The organism is Pseudomonas sp. EB271-G4-1 (assembly GCF_058791355.1).
In genome coordinates this window covers 62,272-79,130 of sequence record NZ_JBYTEO010000033.1, presented here as the reverse complement: position 1 = coordinate 79,130, position 16,859 = coordinate 62,272, and the positions used below count along the sequence as shown (strand labels likewise).

The 16,859-nt window shown below is 59.8% G+C and carries 14 protein-coding genes and 1 pseudogene; 7 read left to right on the top strand and 8 right to left on the bottom strand.

Translation table 11 applies throughout. The features are described from left to right. Positions 1-80: 80 nt before the first annotated feature. The 4 genes from AC3WWR_RS17795 to secA form a co-directional block, all read right to left on the bottom strand. Entirely contained in the window at positions 81-1,025 is a 945-nt protein-coding gene (locus AC3WWR_RS17795) for a Nudix family hydrolase (protein ID WP_432668531.1), read from the bottom strand. Further along, positions 1,022-1,654, bottom strand: a complete 633-nt coding sequence (locus AC3WWR_RS17790) for a glutathione S-transferase family protein (protein WP_033039752.1) — start codon at positions 1,652-1,654, stop codon at positions 1,022-1,024. Before AC3WWR_RS17790 ends, AC3WWR_RS17795 begins: the two co-directional genes overlap by 4 nt. A 145-nt stretch (positions 1,655-1,799) precedes the next feature. Continuing rightward, a complete protein-coding gene (gene argJ, locus AC3WWR_RS17785; protein ID WP_020797885.1) occupies positions 1,800-3,017 on the bottom strand; it encodes a bifunctional glutamate N-acetyltransferase/amino-acid acetyltransferase ArgJ in 1,218 nt (405 codons plus the stop codon). Between the two features lie 121 nt (positions 3,018-3,138). Next, the gene (secA, locus tag AC3WWR_RS17780; RefSeq protein ID WP_020797884.1) at positions 3,139-5,874 is read right to left on the bottom strand and encodes a preprotein translocase subunit SecA; all 2,736 of its coding nucleotides are present in this window, start codon (positions 5,872-5,874) and stop codon (positions 3,139-3,141) included. Positions 5,875-6,181: 307 nt separating this feature from the next. Between secA and AC3WWR_RS17775 the strand changes: the two genes are divergently transcribed. Next, the gene (locus AC3WWR_RS17775) at positions 6,182-6,637 is read left to right on the top strand and encodes a DUF721 domain-containing protein (protein WP_020797883.1); all 456 of its coding nucleotides are present in this window, start codon (positions 6,182-6,184) and stop codon (positions 6,635-6,637) included. A gap of 102 nt (positions 6,638-6,739) precedes the next feature. On the opposite strand, the gene AC3WWR_RS17770 is transcribed toward AC3WWR_RS17775, so the two are convergent. Next, entirely contained in the window at positions 6,740-8,227 is a 1,488-nt protein-coding gene (locus tag AC3WWR_RS17770; RefSeq protein WP_110752915.1) for a helicase HerA-like domain-containing protein, read from the bottom strand. Between the two features lie 189 nt (positions 8,228-8,416). Between AC3WWR_RS17770 and AC3WWR_RS17765 the strand changes: the two are divergent. The 5 genes and pseudogenes from AC3WWR_RS17765 to gpgF form a co-directional block, all read left to right on the top strand. Further along, positions 8,417-9,448, top strand: a pseudogene (locus AC3WWR_RS17765) (cache domain-containing protein); the annotation flags it as partial. 93 nt (positions 9,449-9,541) lie between these two features. After that, positions 9,542-10,306 carry a methyl-accepting chemotaxis protein gene (locus tag AC3WWR_RS17760; RefSeq protein ID WP_371106612.1) on the top strand — a complete coding sequence of 255 codons (765 nt, stop codon included), beginning with the start codon at positions 9,542-9,544 and terminating at the stop codon, positions 10,304-10,306. Positions 10,307-10,492: 186 nt separating this feature from the next. Continuing rightward, the gene (gpgS, locus tag AC3WWR_RS17755) at positions 10,493-11,614 is read left to right on the top strand and encodes an N-acetylglucosaminyl phosphatidylglycerol synthase (protein WP_020797880.1); all 1,122 of its coding nucleotides are present in this window, start codon (positions 10,493-10,495) and stop codon (positions 11,612-11,614) included. Continuing rightward, positions 11,607-12,383, top strand: a complete 777-nt coding sequence (gpgD, locus tag AC3WWR_RS17750) for an N-acetylglucosaminyl phosphatidylglycerol deacetylase (protein ID WP_033039762.1) — start codon at positions 11,607-11,609, stop codon at positions 12,381-12,383. The genes gpgS and gpgD overlap by 8 nt, the downstream gene beginning before the upstream one ends. Beyond that, a complete protein-coding gene (gene gpgF / locus AC3WWR_RS17745; protein WP_020797878.1) occupies positions 12,380-13,375 on the top strand; it encodes a glucosaminyl phosphatidylglycerol flippase in 996 nt (331 codons plus the stop codon). Before gpgD ends, gpgF begins: the two co-directional genes overlap by 4 nt. Here gpgF and AC3WWR_RS17740 read toward each other — a convergent pair. Together AC3WWR_RS17740 and purU are read right to left on the bottom strand one after the other, a co-directional pair. Continuing rightward, on the bottom strand, positions 13,353-13,532 hold the full coding sequence (locus tag AC3WWR_RS17740; RefSeq protein ID WP_080725283.1) for a hypothetical protein: 180 nt from the start codon (positions 13,530-13,532) through the stop codon (positions 13,353-13,355). The genes gpgF and AC3WWR_RS17740 overlap by 23 nt on opposite strands. 85 nt (positions 13,533-13,617) lie before the next feature. Beyond that, on the bottom strand, positions 13,618-14,466 hold the full coding sequence (gene purU, locus AC3WWR_RS17735; RefSeq protein WP_020797876.1) for a formyltetrahydrofolate deformylase: 849 nt from the start codon (positions 14,464-14,466) through the stop codon (positions 13,618-13,620). A 328-nt stretch (positions 14,467-14,794) separates the two neighbouring features. Between purU and mvaT the strand changes: the two genes are divergently transcribed. Continuing rightward, positions 14,795-15,172 carry a histone-like nucleoid-structuring protein MvaT gene (gene mvaT / locus AC3WWR_RS17730; protein WP_008058684.1) on the top strand — a complete coding sequence of 126 codons (378 nt, stop codon included), beginning with the start codon at positions 14,795-14,797 and terminating at the stop codon, positions 15,170-15,172. Positions 15,173-15,270: 98 nt separating this feature from the next. Here the strand turns inward: mvaT and sbcB are convergent, their stop codons facing one another. Beyond that, positions 15,271-16,701, bottom strand: coding sequence for an exodeoxyribonuclease I (gene sbcB / locus AC3WWR_RS17725; protein WP_033045366.1), 1,431 nt, complete (start codon positions 16,699-16,701; stop codon positions 15,271-15,273). Positions 16,702-16,859 lie beyond the last annotated feature (158 nt).

Here is a 16,859-nt window from a genome sequence, read left to right as displayed (position 1 = left end):
CGCTCCCACAGTTGACCGAGTACGCGGTCAACTGTGGGAGCGAGCCTGCTCGCGAAGGGGTCAGTGGCTACACCAGGGAATCAAGTCTCAGGCCAGAACGCCCGAATCCCCGCCACGCCCTGCGCTCCTGCTGCCCAAGCTTTCTCGACTTCCGCCGGGCCAACCCCACCCAGCAAAAACACCGGCCTGCTGAAACCCTCGATCAAGCTCGAAGCCTGCTCCCAGCCAAGCGGTAGAGCGCCCGGATGCGTCAAGGTCGGCTGCACCGGCGACAGGGTCACGAAGTCCACACCCATCTCCTCGGCCAGCGCCAGCTCTTCAGCGTTATGGCAAGACGCCGCCAACCAGCGCGATGCCGGCAACGGACGACCGGCAGCCGCGTACTTGCGCAACTGTGCCGACGTGATGTGCCAACCGGCGGAGGGGAAATCTCCCAGCCACTCGAACGGCCCCTTGATCATCAGCTGCGCCTTGCCGGCACACAGCCCGACGGCGTCCACAGCCAGATCGCGGTACTTCGGGTCGTAACCGTTTGGTGCGCGCAACTGGATCAGCTTGATGCCGCCCGCGATGGCTTTCTGGATCCCTCGCAACAGGGCCGGGGTTTCCAGGTCTTCAGGCGTGATCAGGTATTGCTCGGGCAAGCGCGCGGCCGCCACGATTGGCCGGTTGGCCTCAGGGAACTCGTAACCCGACAGATCACGCGCCGCCACCCAAGCCAATGGCTGACCTTCGGCGCCGTGAGGCTCACCGGTGAACGCCGAGACTTCCCAGACATCCAGCAACACCTGCTTGTCCGGGTAATCATGGCGGACCTTGATCAGCGGGCGTGCCGCGCCGACCACGATACCCAGCTCTTCCTGCAGCTCACGGGCCAAGGCGCTTTCGACCGACTCGTCGGCCTCGACCTTGCCACCGGGAAATTCCCACAGGCCGCCCTGGTGCTGAGTATCGGCACGACGGGCGATGAGGATCTTGCCGCTGCCATCACGGATAACGGCGGCTGCTACGTGTACTCGTTTCACCGCTTGATCTCCTCCAGGCCGGCCTTTTGCCAAGCCTTGAACGCTGGCCATTGGTAGAGGGTTTCAACATAGGCTTCGTCGACTGCCGACAGCTTGACCTGATAGGTACGCAGGCGCACGGCAATGGGTGCAAAAAACACGTCGGCCAGGCTTATGCGACCGAACAGGTAGGGCCCAGGCTCGGTCGCGACAGAGCGGCATTCAGCCCACAACGCCGACATGCGCTCGATGTCTGCCTGCACATCCGCCGGAACCGGCGACAGCGGCGCGTCATGACTCAGGTCGAATGGCATGTTGCCGCGCATGGCGAAGAATCCACTGTGCATTTGCGCGCACGCCGAACGCGCCTGGGCACGGGCGGCGATATCCTTGGGCCACAGGCCCGCGTCGGGAAACTGTTCCGCCAGGTATTCGGCAATCGCCAGGGAGTCGGCGATGGTGCCGTGTTCGGTCTTGAGCAACGGGACCTTGCCGGTTGGCGAGTGCTTGAGCAGACGTTCGCGGGTGTCCGGCTGGTTCAGCTTGATCAATTCTTCGGTATAGGTGGCGCCGGTCAGATCGAGGGCCAGGGCACCACGCAGGGACCAGGAGGAAAGCAGTTTGTCGCCGATGATCAGGTGGAGGCTCATGTTCGGGACCTTTTGATGAGGTGGACAGGCCAAATTCTTTAGCGTCTGGTCATCCGTCATCGCGGGCAAGCCCGCTCCCACAGTGATCGCGCCGTACCACGGAACCTGTGGGAGCGGGCTTGCCCGCGATGGGGTCGACTCGGTCTTAAGTACGGTACTCGGCGTTGATCTTCACGTACTCGTGGGACAGGTCGGTGGTCCAGATGGTTTCGCTGCAATCACCACGACCCAGTTCGATACGAATAGTGATTTCTTCCTGCTGCATCACCGCTGCGCCCTGGGCTTCGGTGTAGGTCGCAGCGCGGGCGCCACGGCTGGCGATGCACACTTCACCGAGGAACACATCGATCTTGCTCACGTCCAGGTTCGGCACGCCGGCACGACCAACAGCCGCGAGGATGCGGCCCCAGTTCGGGTCGGAAGCGAACAGCGCAGTCTTGATCAATGGCGAGTGGGCCACGGTGTAGCCAACGTCCAGGCATTCCTGGTGAGTGCCGCCGCCGTTGACTTCAACGGTAACGAATTTGGTCGCGCCTTCGCCGTCGCGAACGATCGCCTGGGCCACTTCCATGCACACCTCAAATACCGCCTGCTTGAGCTTGGCGAACAACTCGCCTTCGGCACGGGTGATTTCCGGCAACGCCGCCTGACCGGTGGCGATCAGCATGCAGCAGTCGTTGGTTGAGGTGTCGCCATCGATGGTGATGCGGTTGAACGACTTGTTGGCGCCGTCCAGCATCAGGTTTTGCAGCACATCGCGAGCAACCTTGGCGTCGGTGGCGATATAGCCGAGCATGGTCGCCATGTTAGGGCGAATCATGCCCGCGCCCTTGCTGATACCGGTGACGGTGATGGTCACGCCGTCGTGCTGGAACTGGCGGCTGGCACCCTTTGGCAGGGTATCGGTGGTCATGATGCCGGTGGCGGCAGCTTCCCAGTTGTTCTCCGACAGATCGTCGAGGGCAGCTTGCAGTGCGCCCTCGATTTTCTCGACCGGCAGCGGCTCGCCGATCACACCAGTGGAATACGGCAGCACCAGGCTGGCGTCTACGCCGGTCAACTCTGCCAGCTTGGCGCAGGTGCGCTCGGCCGCGGCCAAACCTGGTTCACCGGTACCGGCGTTGGCATTGCCAGTATTGGTCAGCAGGTAACGCACCGGACCTTGCACGCGCTGCTTGGCCAGGATCACCGGGGCGGCGCAAAAGGCGTTCAAGGTGAATACACCCGCCACCGTCGAGCCTTCGGCACAACGCATGACCACCACATCCTTGCGCCCCGGGCGCTTGATACCGGCCGAGGCGATACCGAGTTCAAAACCGGCAACCGGGTGCAACGTTGGCAAAGGACCAAGACCAACAGCCATGAATGCGCTCCTTTATAAATGATGTCTGCACCGCTTCAGCAAAAGCGATGGTAAAAATGGCAAAACGCCGCGACGGCATGAGCCGGTCGCGGCGCGGGTATTTCAGCGTATGAAACGGGGGTTACTGGATCTGCCCGTGGCAATGCTTGAACTTCTTGCCCGAACCGCAGTAGCACAGTTCGTTACGGCCCAGCTTCTGCTCGTTGCGAACCGGGGCGGTGGCGAGGGCCACATCGACCTCTTCACCCAACTGCTCCGGCTGCTCCAGGCTCGGAGCCTCTTCATGCAGGAACTGCATGCGCGCCGCCAGTGCCTCGGCTTCCTGGCGCAGGCGCGCCTCTTCCTCGGCCGGATCTTCGCGACGCACCTGAACGTGTGACAACACACGGATCGAGTCGCGCTTGATCGAATCCAGCAGCTCGGAGAACAGCGTGAACGACTCGCGCTTGTACTCTTGCTTCGGGTTCTTCTGCGCATAACCGCGCAAGTGGATACCGTGACGCAGGTGATCCATGGTCGACAGGTGGTCTTTCCACAGGTCATCCAGCACGCGCAGGACGATTTGCTTCTCGAAGGTGCGCAGCGCTTCCGCGCCCGCCTGGTCTTCTTTCTCGTTGTACGCGGCGATCAGCTCCTGCATCAGCTTCTCGCGCAGGGTTTCCTCGTACAGGTGATCGTCTTCGTCGAGCCACTGCTGGATCGGCAGCTTCACACCGAAATCGCTTTCCAGGGCCGCTTCCAGACCCGCCACGTCCCACTGCTCTGGCAGCGATTGCGGTGGAATGTGCGCGCTGACGGTAGCGTTGAGTACGTCCTGGCGGAAGTCGGCAATGGTCTCACCGATGTTGTCGGCAGCCAGCAACGTGTTACGCATGTGATAGATCACTTTACGCTGTTCGTTGTTGACGTCGTCGAACTCGAGCAGTTGCTTGCGAATATCGAAGTTGCGACCTTCAACCTTGCGCTGGGCCTTTTCGATGGCGTTGGTCACCATGCGGTGCTCAATCGCTTCGCCAGGCTGCATGCCCAGGGCCTTCATGAAGTTCTTCACCCGATCAGAGGCGAAGATGCGCATCAGGCTGTCTTCCAGCGACAGGTAGAAACGACTGGAACCGGCGTCACCCTGACGACCGGCACGACCACGCAATTGGTTGTCGATACGGCGCGATTCATGACGCTCGGACGCGATCACCTGCAAACCACCCGACTCGAGCACTTGCTGGTGACGTTTCTGCCAGTCCGCCTTGATCTGGGCAATCTGCTCAGGGGTCGGGTTTTCCAGCGAGGCCACTTCCACTTCCCAGTTGCCGCCCAACAGGATGTCGGTACCGCGACCGGCCATGTTGGTGGCGATGGTCAGTGCACCCGGGCGACCGGCCTGGGCGATGATCTCGGCTTCTTTTTCGTGGAACTTGGCGTTCAGGACCTTGTGCTCGATGCCTTCCTTGTTGAGCAGGTCGGACATGCGCTCGGAGGTTTCGATGGTCGCAGTACCCACCAGCACCGGACGGCCCGCAGCCATGCTTTCCTTGATGTCAGTGACGATCGCCGCATATTTCTCGTCGGCGGTCAGGAACACCAGGTCGTTGTAGTCTTTACGGGCCAACGGCTTGTTCGTCGGAATGACGATGACCTGCAAGCCATAGATCTGATGGAACTCGAACGCTTCGGTGTCGGCCGTACCGGTCATGCCGGACAGTTTGTTGTACAGACGGAAGTAGTTCTGGAAGGTGGTCGAGGCCAGGGTCTGGCTTTCGGCCTGAATGTTCAGGTTTTCCTTGGCTTCGATGGCCTGGTGCAGGCCTTCGGACAGACGGCGACCGGGCATGGTGCGACCGGTGTGTTCGTCAACCAGTACGACCTGGCCGTCCTGCACGATGTATTCAACGTTGCGATGGAACAGTTTGTGCGCACGCAGACCGGCATAAACGTGGGTCAGCAGGGCCAGGTTGTGCGCCGAATACAGGCTCTCGCCTTCCGCCAGCAGGCCAAGGCGGGTGAGCGCGTCTTCGACGAACTGGTGACCGGCTTCGTTGAGCTCGACCTGGCGGGTCTTCTCGTCAACGGTGTAGTGACCGGCCTTGGTGACTTCGCCTTCGACTTCTTCGACGTGCAGCTCCAACTGCGGGATCAGTTTGTTGATCTCGATATACAGCTTGGAGCTGTCCTCGGCCTGACCGGAAATGATCAGCGGGGTACGGGCTTCGTCGATGAGGATGGAGTCGACTTCGTCGATCACGGCAAAATTGAGTTCGCGCTGGAATTTTTCTTCCATGCTGAACGCCATGTTGTCGCGCAGGTAGTCGAAACCAAACTCGTTGTTGGTGCCATAGGTGATGTCGGCGGCATAGGCCAGGCGTTTCTCTTCCGGCGGCTGGAATGGCGTGACCACGCCGACCGTCAAGCCGAGGAATTCGTAGAGCGGGCGCATCCAGTTGGCGTCACGACGGGCCAGGTAGTCGTTCACCGTCACAACGTGCACGCCCTTGCCGGACAATGCGTTGAGGTAAACACCCAGTGTTGCCACCAGGGTCTTGCCTTCACCGGTACGCATCTCGGCGATCTTGCCTTCATGCAAGGTCATGCCACCGATCAGCTGGACATCGAAGTGGCGCATACCCATGACGCGCTTGCCGGCTTCACGGGCAACCGCGAAGGCTTCCGGCAGAAGCTGGTCGAGGGTTTCCCCTTTGGCGAAGCGGGCCTTGAACTCGTCTGTCTTGGCACGCAATTGATCGTCCGAAAGGGCCACCATTCGCTCTTCGAAGGCATTGACGAGTTGCACCGTCTTGAGCATGCGTTTGACTTCACGCTCGTTCTTGCTTCCAAAAAGTTTTTTTAACAAAGGCGCAAACATATCGGCAGGATCTTCCACACTAAAGGGATGGAGGGCGGCCCCGTGAGTCGCCCGAGCAGCCCTCATGGCCGCATGCGAACGAGCATTCTACCCGGAAACGGTGGTGAGGAAAGTGGCGTTACTCCACGATGCTGGCACAGCGTTGTGACGGGGCTCATTTAAAATAAGGGCAAATCGCTGAACTTCAAGCCATTCACGGCAGAAGTTACTGGTTGATTTAATGGGTAAAGCGCGCGCAAAGCAATGGGGCGGGCGCATCCGGTGCTTTCTGCTACCATGGCGGCTCTGTTACTTCAGGTGTCTGATCATGGCATTTCGCCCTCTTACGGCCAGAGCACCCGCCGTCCTGCTTCGCGAAGCCAAGCCGCTCAAGGCCATTCTAGGCCATGCTCAACGCCTGGGTCATTTGCAACGCTTGCTCGAGAGCCAGCTGCAACCCGCCGCGCGCGCGCATTGCCACGTGGCGTCCTGGCGCGAAGGCAGTTTGTTGCTCATTGTCACCGATGGTCATTGGGCCACCCGCCTGCGCTACCAGCAAAAACGCCTGCAGCGGCAACTGCAGATGTTCGATGAGTTCGCCAGCCTCACGCGAATCCTGTTCAAGGTCCAGCCGCCTACCGTTCAACAAGGGGCGACCGGGCATACCATGGATTTATCCAATGATGCGGCCGCGACCATCCAGGCCACGGCCGACGGCATCAGCGATCCAAATCTGCGGGCGGCGCTGGAGCGCCTGGCGGCGCACGCCAAGTCCAGGGCATGACATAGAACCCCTGTGGGAGCGAGCCTGCTCGCGAAAGCGGTGCTTCAGTCGACATAAATGTTGAATGTAACATCGGATTCGCGAGCAGGCTCGCTCCCACAGTTAGCGGCGTTTGCTGCCGCCCAACAATGACCCCATCAACCCGCGCACCAATTGCCGTCCCAGCTGATTAGCCGCCTGTCGCATCGCTGATTTCAGTGCCTGTCCCGCCGCCGTGCCGAGAAACTCTCCGGCCTGCTCGGTGAAGCTCGGCTCCTGCGCCGCCGGTTTCGCCGGCGCTGCCTCAGGTTCGGGTGCCAGCCCCTTGCGGCCCATCAGTATTTCATAGGCTGATTCGCGATCGATCGGCTTGTCATACCGCCCCTTGCACGGCGAACCGGCTATCAGCAGCGTGCGCTCCGTTTCCGTCAGCGGCCCGATGCGTGATTGCGGTGGAGCCACCAGCACTCGTTGGACCATTTCCGGTGTGCCCTTGTCCTGCAAGGTGCCCACCAGTGCCTCGCCGATACCCAGCTCGGTCAGCACCGACAGGGCGTCGAACGCCGGATTCGGTCGGAAGCCATCGGCCACCGCTCGCAGAGATTTCTGCTCCTTGGCGGTGAACGCGCGCAAGCCGTGCTGGATGCGCAGGCCCAGCTGTGCCAGCACGTCATCGGGCAAGTCGCCCGGTGACTGGGTGACGAAATACACCCCCACCCCTTTGGATCGAATCAGCCGCACCACTTGCTCCAGTCGATCCTGCAGCGCCTTGGGCGTGCCGGCGAACAACAAATGCGCCTCGTCGAAAAACAGCGCCAGCAACGGTTTGTCCGCATCGCCACGTTCCGGCAGTTGCTCGAACAGTTCCGCCAGCAGCCACAACAGGAACGTCGCGTAGACCTTGGGGGCTTCATGCACCAGACGACTGGCATCGAGCAGGTGGATGCGCCCGCGGCCATCGGCGGTCGGTTGCAGAATATCCTCCAGTTGCAGCGCCGGCTCACCAAACAGCGCCTCAGCGCCCTGCTGCTCCAAGGTTGCCAGGCGTCGTAGCAGGGCCTGGCTGGAGCCGGTGGTCATCAGCGCCGCGTCATCCCCCAGCAGTTCGGGGTGGTCCTTGAGGTGATTGAGCAGCGCCTTGAGATCCTTCAAATCCAACAGCAACAAACCCTCGCGGTCGGCCACCTTGAACGCGGCATACAGCGCCGACTGCTGGCTGTCGGTCAATTCCAGCAGGCTGCCGAGGAGTAACGGCCCCATTTCACTCAATGTCGTGCGCAAAGGATGACCGGACTGACCGTGAATATCCCACAAGGTCACCGGATAGGCCGCTGGCTTGTGGCTCAGCCACGGCATACCGGCAATGCGCTCGGCGATCTTGCCCTGGGGGTTGCCGGCAGCGCCCAGGCCACACAGGTCACCCTTGATGTCGGCGGCAAAGACCGCCACGCCGGCATCGCTGAAGGCTTCGGCCAGACGTTGCAACGTGACGGTCTTGCCGGTCCCGGTAGCGCCTGCGATCAATCCGTGACGGTTCGCCAGGCGCATGGCCTGGGCGATCGGCTGGCCCGCGAGATCGGCGCCGATAACAAGTTGCAATGAATCAGGCATTTGGTCACCCATGGTTAATCTTTGGTCCTACACGGCCGATAGAAATATCGACAAAGCAGACAGACACAAATCTGTCGGACATTTCCCTTAAGGAGCGACGGAAATATCACTTGCTTTCAACATTGCCCATCGTGCGTTCCTTTATAAAAGCACGCGCTGGGCATTAAGACCTTAGCGGAACCCCAAGCCATGAACAAAAATCTACGCTTCAGCCACAAAATCCTGCTTGCCGCCGCCCTTATCGTCATTGCGACTTTCGCCTCATTTACCCTGTATAACGACTATTTACAGCGCAATGCCATCCGCGAAGACCTGGGCAACTATCTCAACGAGATGGGCGACGTCACAGCCAGCAATATCCAGACCTGGCTGACCGGCCGTATCCTGCTGATCGAGAACCTCTCGCAAAACATTGCCATCAACCCGGAACAAGCCAACGTCGCCGCCCTGCTGGAACAGAAAGCTCTGACGTCGACGTTCATGGCGTCCTACCTAGGCGACGCTTCCGGGCACTTCACCATCCGTCCGGATGCGAAGATGCCGGACGGTTTCGACCCCAGGGTTCGCCCTTGGTACAAGGGTGCTCAAAACAGCAGCACGCCGACCCTGACCGAACCCTATGTCGATGCTGCGACCGGACAAACGATCATTTCCCTGGCCATGGCCTCGACGAATGCCGGGCAAGGCGTTGGCGTAGTGGGCGGCGACCTCAGCCTGCAAACCTTGATCGATACCCTCAGCGCCCGGGATTTCGACGGCATGGGCTACGCATTTCTGGTCAGCGCCGACGGCAAGATCCTGGTCCACCCGGACAAAGCCCTGGTCATGAAGTCCCTGGGCGAGGCATACCCGCAAAATACCCCGCGCATCAGCCGCGACTTCAGTGAAATCGTGGTCGACGGCAAGACCCGCATCGTCACCTTTACTCCGATCAAGGGCCTGCCGTCGGTCAATTGGTACATCGGCCTGTCGGTGGACAAGGACAAGGCCTTCTCGATGCTCAGCGAGTTCCGCACCTCGGCAGTGATTGCCACGGTGATCGCCGTCGCCATCATCATCGCCCTGCTGGGCATGCTGACCCGCCTGTTGATTCAGCCGCTGCACGTCATGACCCGGGCCATGGCCGACATCGCCGACGGCGAAGGCGACCTGACCAAACGCCTGGTGATCCAGAACAACGACGAGTTCGGTAACCTCGGCACCGCTTTCAACCGTTTCGTGGAACGAATCCACGGATCGATCCGCGAAGTGTCCTCGGCCACCGGCCAGGTCAACGAAGTGGCATTACGCGTGGTCGCCGCCTCGAACTCGTCGATGTACAACTCCGACCAGCAAGCGTCGCGCACCAGCAGCGTGGCAGCGGCGATCAACCAGCTCGGTGCCGCCGCCCAGGAAATCGCCCGCAATGCCGCGCAAGCGTCGAGCCAGGCCAGCGATGCCCGCAACCTGGCCGAAGATGGCCAGCAAGTGGTAGACCGCAGCATTGCCGCCATGAATCAACTGTCGAACATGCTCAGCGCCTCGAGCAGCAACATCGAATCGCTCAACAGCAAAACCGTGAACATTGGTCAGATTCTTGAGGTCATCACCAGCATTTCCCAGCAAACCAACCTGCTGGCGCTCAATGCCGCCATCGAAGCGGCACGGGCCGGTGAAGCCGGGCGTGGATTTGCCGTGGTGGCCGATGAAGTGCGAAACCTGGCGCATCGCACCCAGGAATCGGCACAGCAGGTTCAGACCATGATCGAAGAGCTGCAGGTCGGCGCCCGCGAGTCGGTTAGCACGATGAGCGACAGTCAGCGCCACAGTCAGGACAGCGTGGAAATTGCCAACCTGGCTGGCGAGCGCCTGAGCAGCGTGACGCAACGCATCGGCGAAATCGACGGCATGAACCAGTCGGTGGCAACCGCCACCGAGGAGCAGACCGCCGTGGTCGAGTCGATCAATGTCGACATCACCGAAATCAACACCCTGAACCAGGAAGGTGTGGAAAACCTGCAGTCAACATTGCGCGCATGTACGGACCTTGAGCAACAGGCAGCGCGATTGAAGCAGTTGGTAGGCAGCTTCCGCATCTAGCGTTTTAGCTGGCCTCTTCGCGGGCGGCGATCCGACTCGCCCGCGAGGAGAAATACCCTGACACCAATCCGTCCATACACCACCCCCCTCCCCACCCCCTCTCCAGCCCCTCCCCATCCCCGCCAAATCCTGACCGAACAACTATTCTTCATTAAGGTCAACCAAGGAGAACAACGGACTGGAGGAATGTTCATCGTGCATATCGCTGACATAACCATGTTCTACGCCCCTGCCAGCGGTGGCGTACGCACTTATCTGGATGCCAAGCATCATCGCCTGTGCACCAGGCCCGGTATCCGCCACAGCGTGTTGATACCGGGGGCCGTTCTCAGCGAACAGGATGGCATCTATACGGTTCCGGCTCCCGCCCTGCCTTTCGGCAAAGGCTATCGCTTCCCTCTGCGTCTCGCGCCCTGGCGCAATGTCCTGCAGGATCTGCACCCCGATTTGATTGAAGTCGGCGACCCCTACCTCACCGCCTGGGCGGCCCTGGACGCCCGTCGCCAACTGGATGTGCCCGTCATCGGCTTTTATCACTCCGACCTGCCACTGCTAGCCCGCAATAGAATGGGCAATTGGGTCACGCCAAACGTCGAGGCCTATGTCAGCAAGCTCTACGGAAACTTCGACCGGGTACTGGCACCGAGCAGGGTCATGGCCGATAAACTGACCGGCCTTGGCGTAAAGAACGTTTTCGTGCAGCCCCTGGGGGTCGATCTCCAGGTGTTTCATCCCGATGCACGGGACAGCGACCTTCGGGCCGACCTGGGCCTTGACGAAAACACTCATCTATTGATCTTCGCGGGGCGCGGTTCCAAGGAGAAAAACCTGCCGGTGCTGCTCGAATGCATGAAGCGCCTGGGCCGACGCTATCACTTGCTGCTGGTCGGTTCGTCGATGCCGACCTCTGTGCCGGGAAACGTCACGGTCATCGACGGGTTCCGCCCTGCCACCCAAGTCGCCCGCCTGATGGCCAGTGCCGACGCGTTGCTGCATGCCGGTGACCAGGAAACCTTTGGCCTGGTGACCCTCGAAGCCATGGCCTGCGGTATACCCGTCGTGGCGGTGGCTGCTGGCGCCTTTGAGGAAATCATCACCGATCAATGTGGCGTCTTGTGCGCCCCCAACGATCCGTTGGCCATGGCCAACGCCGTGCGCGAACTGTTCAGCCAGGGCAGCGTAGCCCTCGGCCAGCAAGCCCGACGCCATGTCGAGCGGTATTACGCCTGGGACGCAGTGGTCAACAGCCTGCTCGGCCATTATCACGCCGTCCTCGGCAGCCAATGGCCGCGAGCCGCCAATGGTTGAATCTATGAGCGCCCCGAGCCTGCTGCTGGTACTGCACGATGTCGCGCCACCCACCTGGGCCGATTACCAGCCCTTTGTCGAAGCCGTCGACGCGCTTGGCAGCGTGCCGATCACCTGGCTTGTTGTGCCGGATTTCCACAAACACTACGACTTGCGAGCCCAACCGCAATTTTGTCGTCAGCTCGGCGCACGGCTCGAGCGCGGCGATGAACTGGTGCTGCACGGTTATTTTCACTGCGATGACGCGCCGAAGGCGAGCAACCCCCATGACTGGTTCATGCGCCGGATCTACACCCATGAAGGCGAGTTCTACAGTTTGTCTCGCGAAGCCGCCCTCAACCGCTTGCACGCCGGCATTGAAATGTTCCAACGGAACAATTGGCCGCTCCAGGGTTTCGTCGCTCCCGCCTGGTTGATGAGCGAAGGCACGCGCCAGGCCTTGCGCCAATTACCGCTGGATTACACCAGTGATGCCCGGCATCTTTTTCGCCTGCCTGATTTCACTGCAATCGATGCCCCCGGACTGGTCTGGAGCGCACGCAGTGCCTGGCGGCGTGGCGTATCGAAACTGGTCAGCCAGCAACTCGAACAGCGCTGGCGATCGGCGCCGGTAATTCGATTGGGCCTGCACCCGGTGGACATGCGTCATGAGTTCTCGCGTACGTACTGGCTGCAAACCCTCAAGCGCCTGCTCGATGAGGGCCGCGTACCCATGACCAAGACCCGTTGGCTGGCCCTGCAAAGCCAGCGCATGGGGCGTGCGGCATGAGCCGCTCGATCCTGCTGTGCATCGGTCTACTTGCCGCGTTACTGATTCCCTGGCTCCTGGGCGGCAGCGAAACCTGGTCACGGCTCAATGACTTTCCACTGAGCAGCTTGCTGGTCATGCTCGGCATGATCTTGCTGTGCTGGGTGGTCAATACCCTGCGATTGCGCCTGTTGCTGGGAGATCAGCGCGACAAGGTCAGCCCGGTCAAGAGCCTTGGCGTGGTGATGGCCGCCGAATTTGCCTATTGCGCCACGCCGGGAGGCAGCGGCGGGCCGCTGACCATCATGGCCTTGCTGGCGCGCAATGGCGTGCGACCAGCCAGGGGTAGCGCCGTGTTTGCCATGGACCAATTGAGCGATCTATTGTTTTTTCTCTGCGCATTGACCGGCATTCTGATTTACGCCCTGTTCCAGCATCTCAGCCAGCACATGGCGTGGTTGCTGATCATCAGTGCCCTCTCGATGTTTGGTGGGCTGGTCAGTTGCGTGGTGGTGGCGCGCTATCACCGCCTGGTAATCCGTATGGGGGGCCGACTGCTGGCACGCCTCAACGTCGAGCCCTCGACCCGCATGCGTTGGGCACGCAAACTCCTGCACTTCCTGGCGGCGTTTACCGACACCCTGAAGTTACCCCCGCAGACATTGATCACCGTGTTTGGCTTGACGTGCGTGCATTGGATCTTGCGTTACAGCGTGTTGTACCTGGCGCTGCGCGGGCTCGGCGCGGACTTGCAGTGGGCCTGGAGCTTCCTGATCCAGATGGTTTCATTGAGTGCGGGGCAGTTCAGCCTGCTGCCTGGCGGTGCGGGGGCGGCTGAATTGACGTCAGCGGCACTGTTGGCGCCCATGGTGGGTAAATCCACGGCGGCGGCCGCGATCCTGATCTGGCGGGCGGTGACCTATTATTTTTACTTGCTGGTGGGTGGACCGGTGTTCTTGCTGATGCTGGGCCGGCCATTGCTCAAGAAGCTTATGAAGAATGTGTATCCGTAGGCCCAGGCTCTAGCTGCAACGCCTCCCACAACTCGGCAGCCCCCGGAAACTCCGTGCCATCTTCAGGGCTCAGTTCATCGGGGTCGTACCGACTCAAGCAACCCTCACCCAAGGTGGCGGGTGCCTTCGAGGTGGCTTTGTCCAGTGGATCGGCCATGCTCATGTCCTCGGTGCAGAAACGGCGAAGGGCCTGTGCGATTGAACGCCCAGGCCCTTCGAATTTCAACCCTGTCGTGCAGCGGTCAGAACACCACGGTTTTGTTGCCGTGTACCAGTACCCGGTCTTCCAGGTGGTAACGCAGGCCACGGGCCAGCACCATTTTCTCGACATCTCGACCGAAGCGCACCATGTCTTCGATGCTGTCGCTGTGGCTGACACGCACCACGTCCTGCTCGATGATCGGGCCGGCGTCCAGCTCTTCAGTCACATAGTGGCAAGTAGCGCCGATCAGCTTTACACCGCGCAGGGAAGCCTGGTGGTACGGCTTGGCACCGACGAACGACGGCAGGAAGCTGTGGTGGATGTTGATGACCTTGTGCGCATATTCCCGGCACAGCTCAGGCGGCAGGATTTGCATGTAGCGGGCCAATACGACCACTTCAGCATCATGCTGCTTGACCAGGCGCGAGACCTCGGCAAATGCCGGCTCCTTGTCCTGGGGATTAACCGGTACGTGGTAGTAGGGAATGCCGTGCCATTCGACCATGCTGCGCAGGTCGTCGTGGTTGGAAATCACGCAGGCGATTTCACAATCCAGTTCATCGCTGTGCCAGCGATGCAGCAAGTCGGCGAGGCAGTGAGACTCGCGGCTGGCCATCAACACGACGCGCTTTTTCTGCTCGGTATCGGTAATACGCCAGTCCATCGAAAACTCTTCGGCAATCGGCGCAAAGGCTTCGCGCAAGGCTTCGATCCCGAAAGGCAGCGAGTCGGCACGAATTTCGTGACGCATGAAGAACCAACCACTGAGATTGTCCGAGTGGTGGCTCGCTTCAGTGATCCAGCCGTTATGTGACGCCAGAAAGTTACTGACTTTGGCAACGATGCCGACGCGGTCCGGGCAAGAAATCACCAGCCGAAAAGTGCGCATGAGGGGGAAACTCCAGAACTTCGCAAAGGCGGGCATTCTAGCGATTGTGCAGCAAAACTGCAGTATTGATGACACGCCGCCTTCCCCAATGGCCTGCGCCAACGTTCGCGCAGCACCAGGCGAACGCCCCTAATTGGCTATCGACCAGGACTGATTTGTAAATATCTGTAGCACAGGTGGCGAGTTATTTAACTGCGCCTCCAATGTGCGCTGAACTCACTGGAATTTAATTAAATAAACTCAGGTTTAATGTTTACTTGATGAAACAGCCTGACTATTATTGCCGCACTGTCACCTGCCATCCAGCGCCCTACATAAGGTAGTAATCATGTCCTTGATCAACGAATATCGCGCCACCGAAGAAGCTATCAAAGAGCTGCAAGCCCGTTTGAAGAATCTGTCCCAAGACGACAAACTGCAGACTGAGCTGGAATTCGAAGGCAAACTGCGCACCCTGATGGGCGAATATTCCAAATCCCTGCGCGACATCATCGCGCTGCTGGATCCAGAAGCCAAAACCAAAGCGCCACGTGGCGGTGCAGTAAAAACTACTGGCACCAAGCGTGCTCGCAAAGTTAAACAATACAAAAACCCGCACAACGGCGAAGTCATCGAGACCAAAGGTGGCAACCACAAAACTCTGAAAGAGTGGAAAGCCAAGTGGGGCGGTGACGTGGTTGAAGGCTGGGCTACCCTGCTGGGCTAAGCTCACGCGCTTGTCGCGGATCGATTGCGACAAAAAAAACGCCAGCATACGCTGGCGTTTTTTTATGCCCGGAGTTTAGCCCCGGGGCATTTTCGATTTCAAAGATTCAAACGATTGCGAAGACCCTGAACATATTCCCGCCAATCATTGAGAACCGCCTGCTGCAACGATGTCGCTGTAAGGGCCAACTGGGCTGCCGCCTCTGTAAAACTATCCAGGGTATTTGGCGCGCCCCATTCAGGGACTGATAGACGTTTCTGACAGAATATTCGCCAGCGTTCTTGCTCGTCGAGATTCAAGGTATCGGGAAAGTTACGTGCTCGATATCGAAACAATAGCTCTGGCAAACGTTCATCATCGAAAGGCCATTGCTGTTGCGCCAATTGCAGCGGGTCGGCTGTTCTGACTTGCTCGCATAAACGCCGATCACGGTCCCCGATAAATCCGTTGTATAACTGTTGCTCAGGATCCTCGCTCGAGGAAAAATCTTCCCGGGCATAAATCGCCAGAACTTTAGCTTGCCAATCCTGCTGCGCGTCACTTAGCCGCAGTGCACGTTGCTGATAGAGCGCAACATCCATCCCCAAGCGCAACTGATCTGCGGGACGAAGAACCGATAAAGGCGCGACCACGGGGCATTTATTGATGTGGATAAGCTTGAGCGGTACGGGTAATTCACCTTCTGTCAGCTCGTCGCGGCGGGTATACAAACGCTGGCGCAAGGTTTCGGCATCGAGATCGAGCAAACCCTGCGGGTCGAGGTGCAGGTCGCAAACAATCAGTGCGTTCTTATTGCGTGGGTGCCAGGCCAAGGGCAACACTACGCCGACATAGTTGCGCGCCGCAGAAAAGCGCCCTGAAACATGCACCATCGGTTGCAGCAAGCGCACCTGGTCCAGCACCTTTTGTTTACTGCGAAGCTGAAACAACCAGTCATACAACTTCGGCTGTTTTTCCCGGATCAGGCGCGCCAGGGCAATCGTGGCGCGAACGTCCGACAGCGCTTCGTGGGCGCTGCCATGATCGATCCCGTTAGCGGCGGTCAGGCGTTCGAGCTTGAGTGTCACTCGCCCTTCTTCGTCTGTCGGCCAGACAAGGCCATCGGGGCGCAAGGCATAGGCTGCGCGAACGACATCGATCAGGTCCCAGCGACTGTTACCACCCTGCCATTCCCGTGCATAAGGGTCGAAAAAATTGCGGTACAGGCTGTAGCGGGTCATCTCATCGTCGAAGCGCAAGGTGTTGTACCCGGCGCCGCAAGTACCCGGCGCCGCCAGTTGGGCATGCACCCGGGTCATGAAGTCGGCTTCGCTCAACCCGTCCTCGGCCAGTTGGGCGGGCGTGATGCCGGTGATTGCGCAAGCCGCGGGATGCGGCAGGATGTCGTCGCTGGGCCGGCAAAAGAGATTGACAGGCTCGTCGACTTCATTGAGCTCGAAGTCAGTACGCAACCCCGCCATTTGCAGCGGGCGGTCGCAACGGGGATTGATACCCGTCGTTTCGTAGTCGTACCAGAAGATGGAGGTCACGGGCTATTCCTGAACTGAAGATTGGCGAAGTCTAGGCGTTCCCGTCCCGCTCCGGCCAGCAATCGTGCCATTGAATCATCCCTGGCCACGCAATATGCAATACATAGTTATGTCGTTTTTTCCGGCGAGGCTGCTAGCATCCGGTGAAGAGACAAACC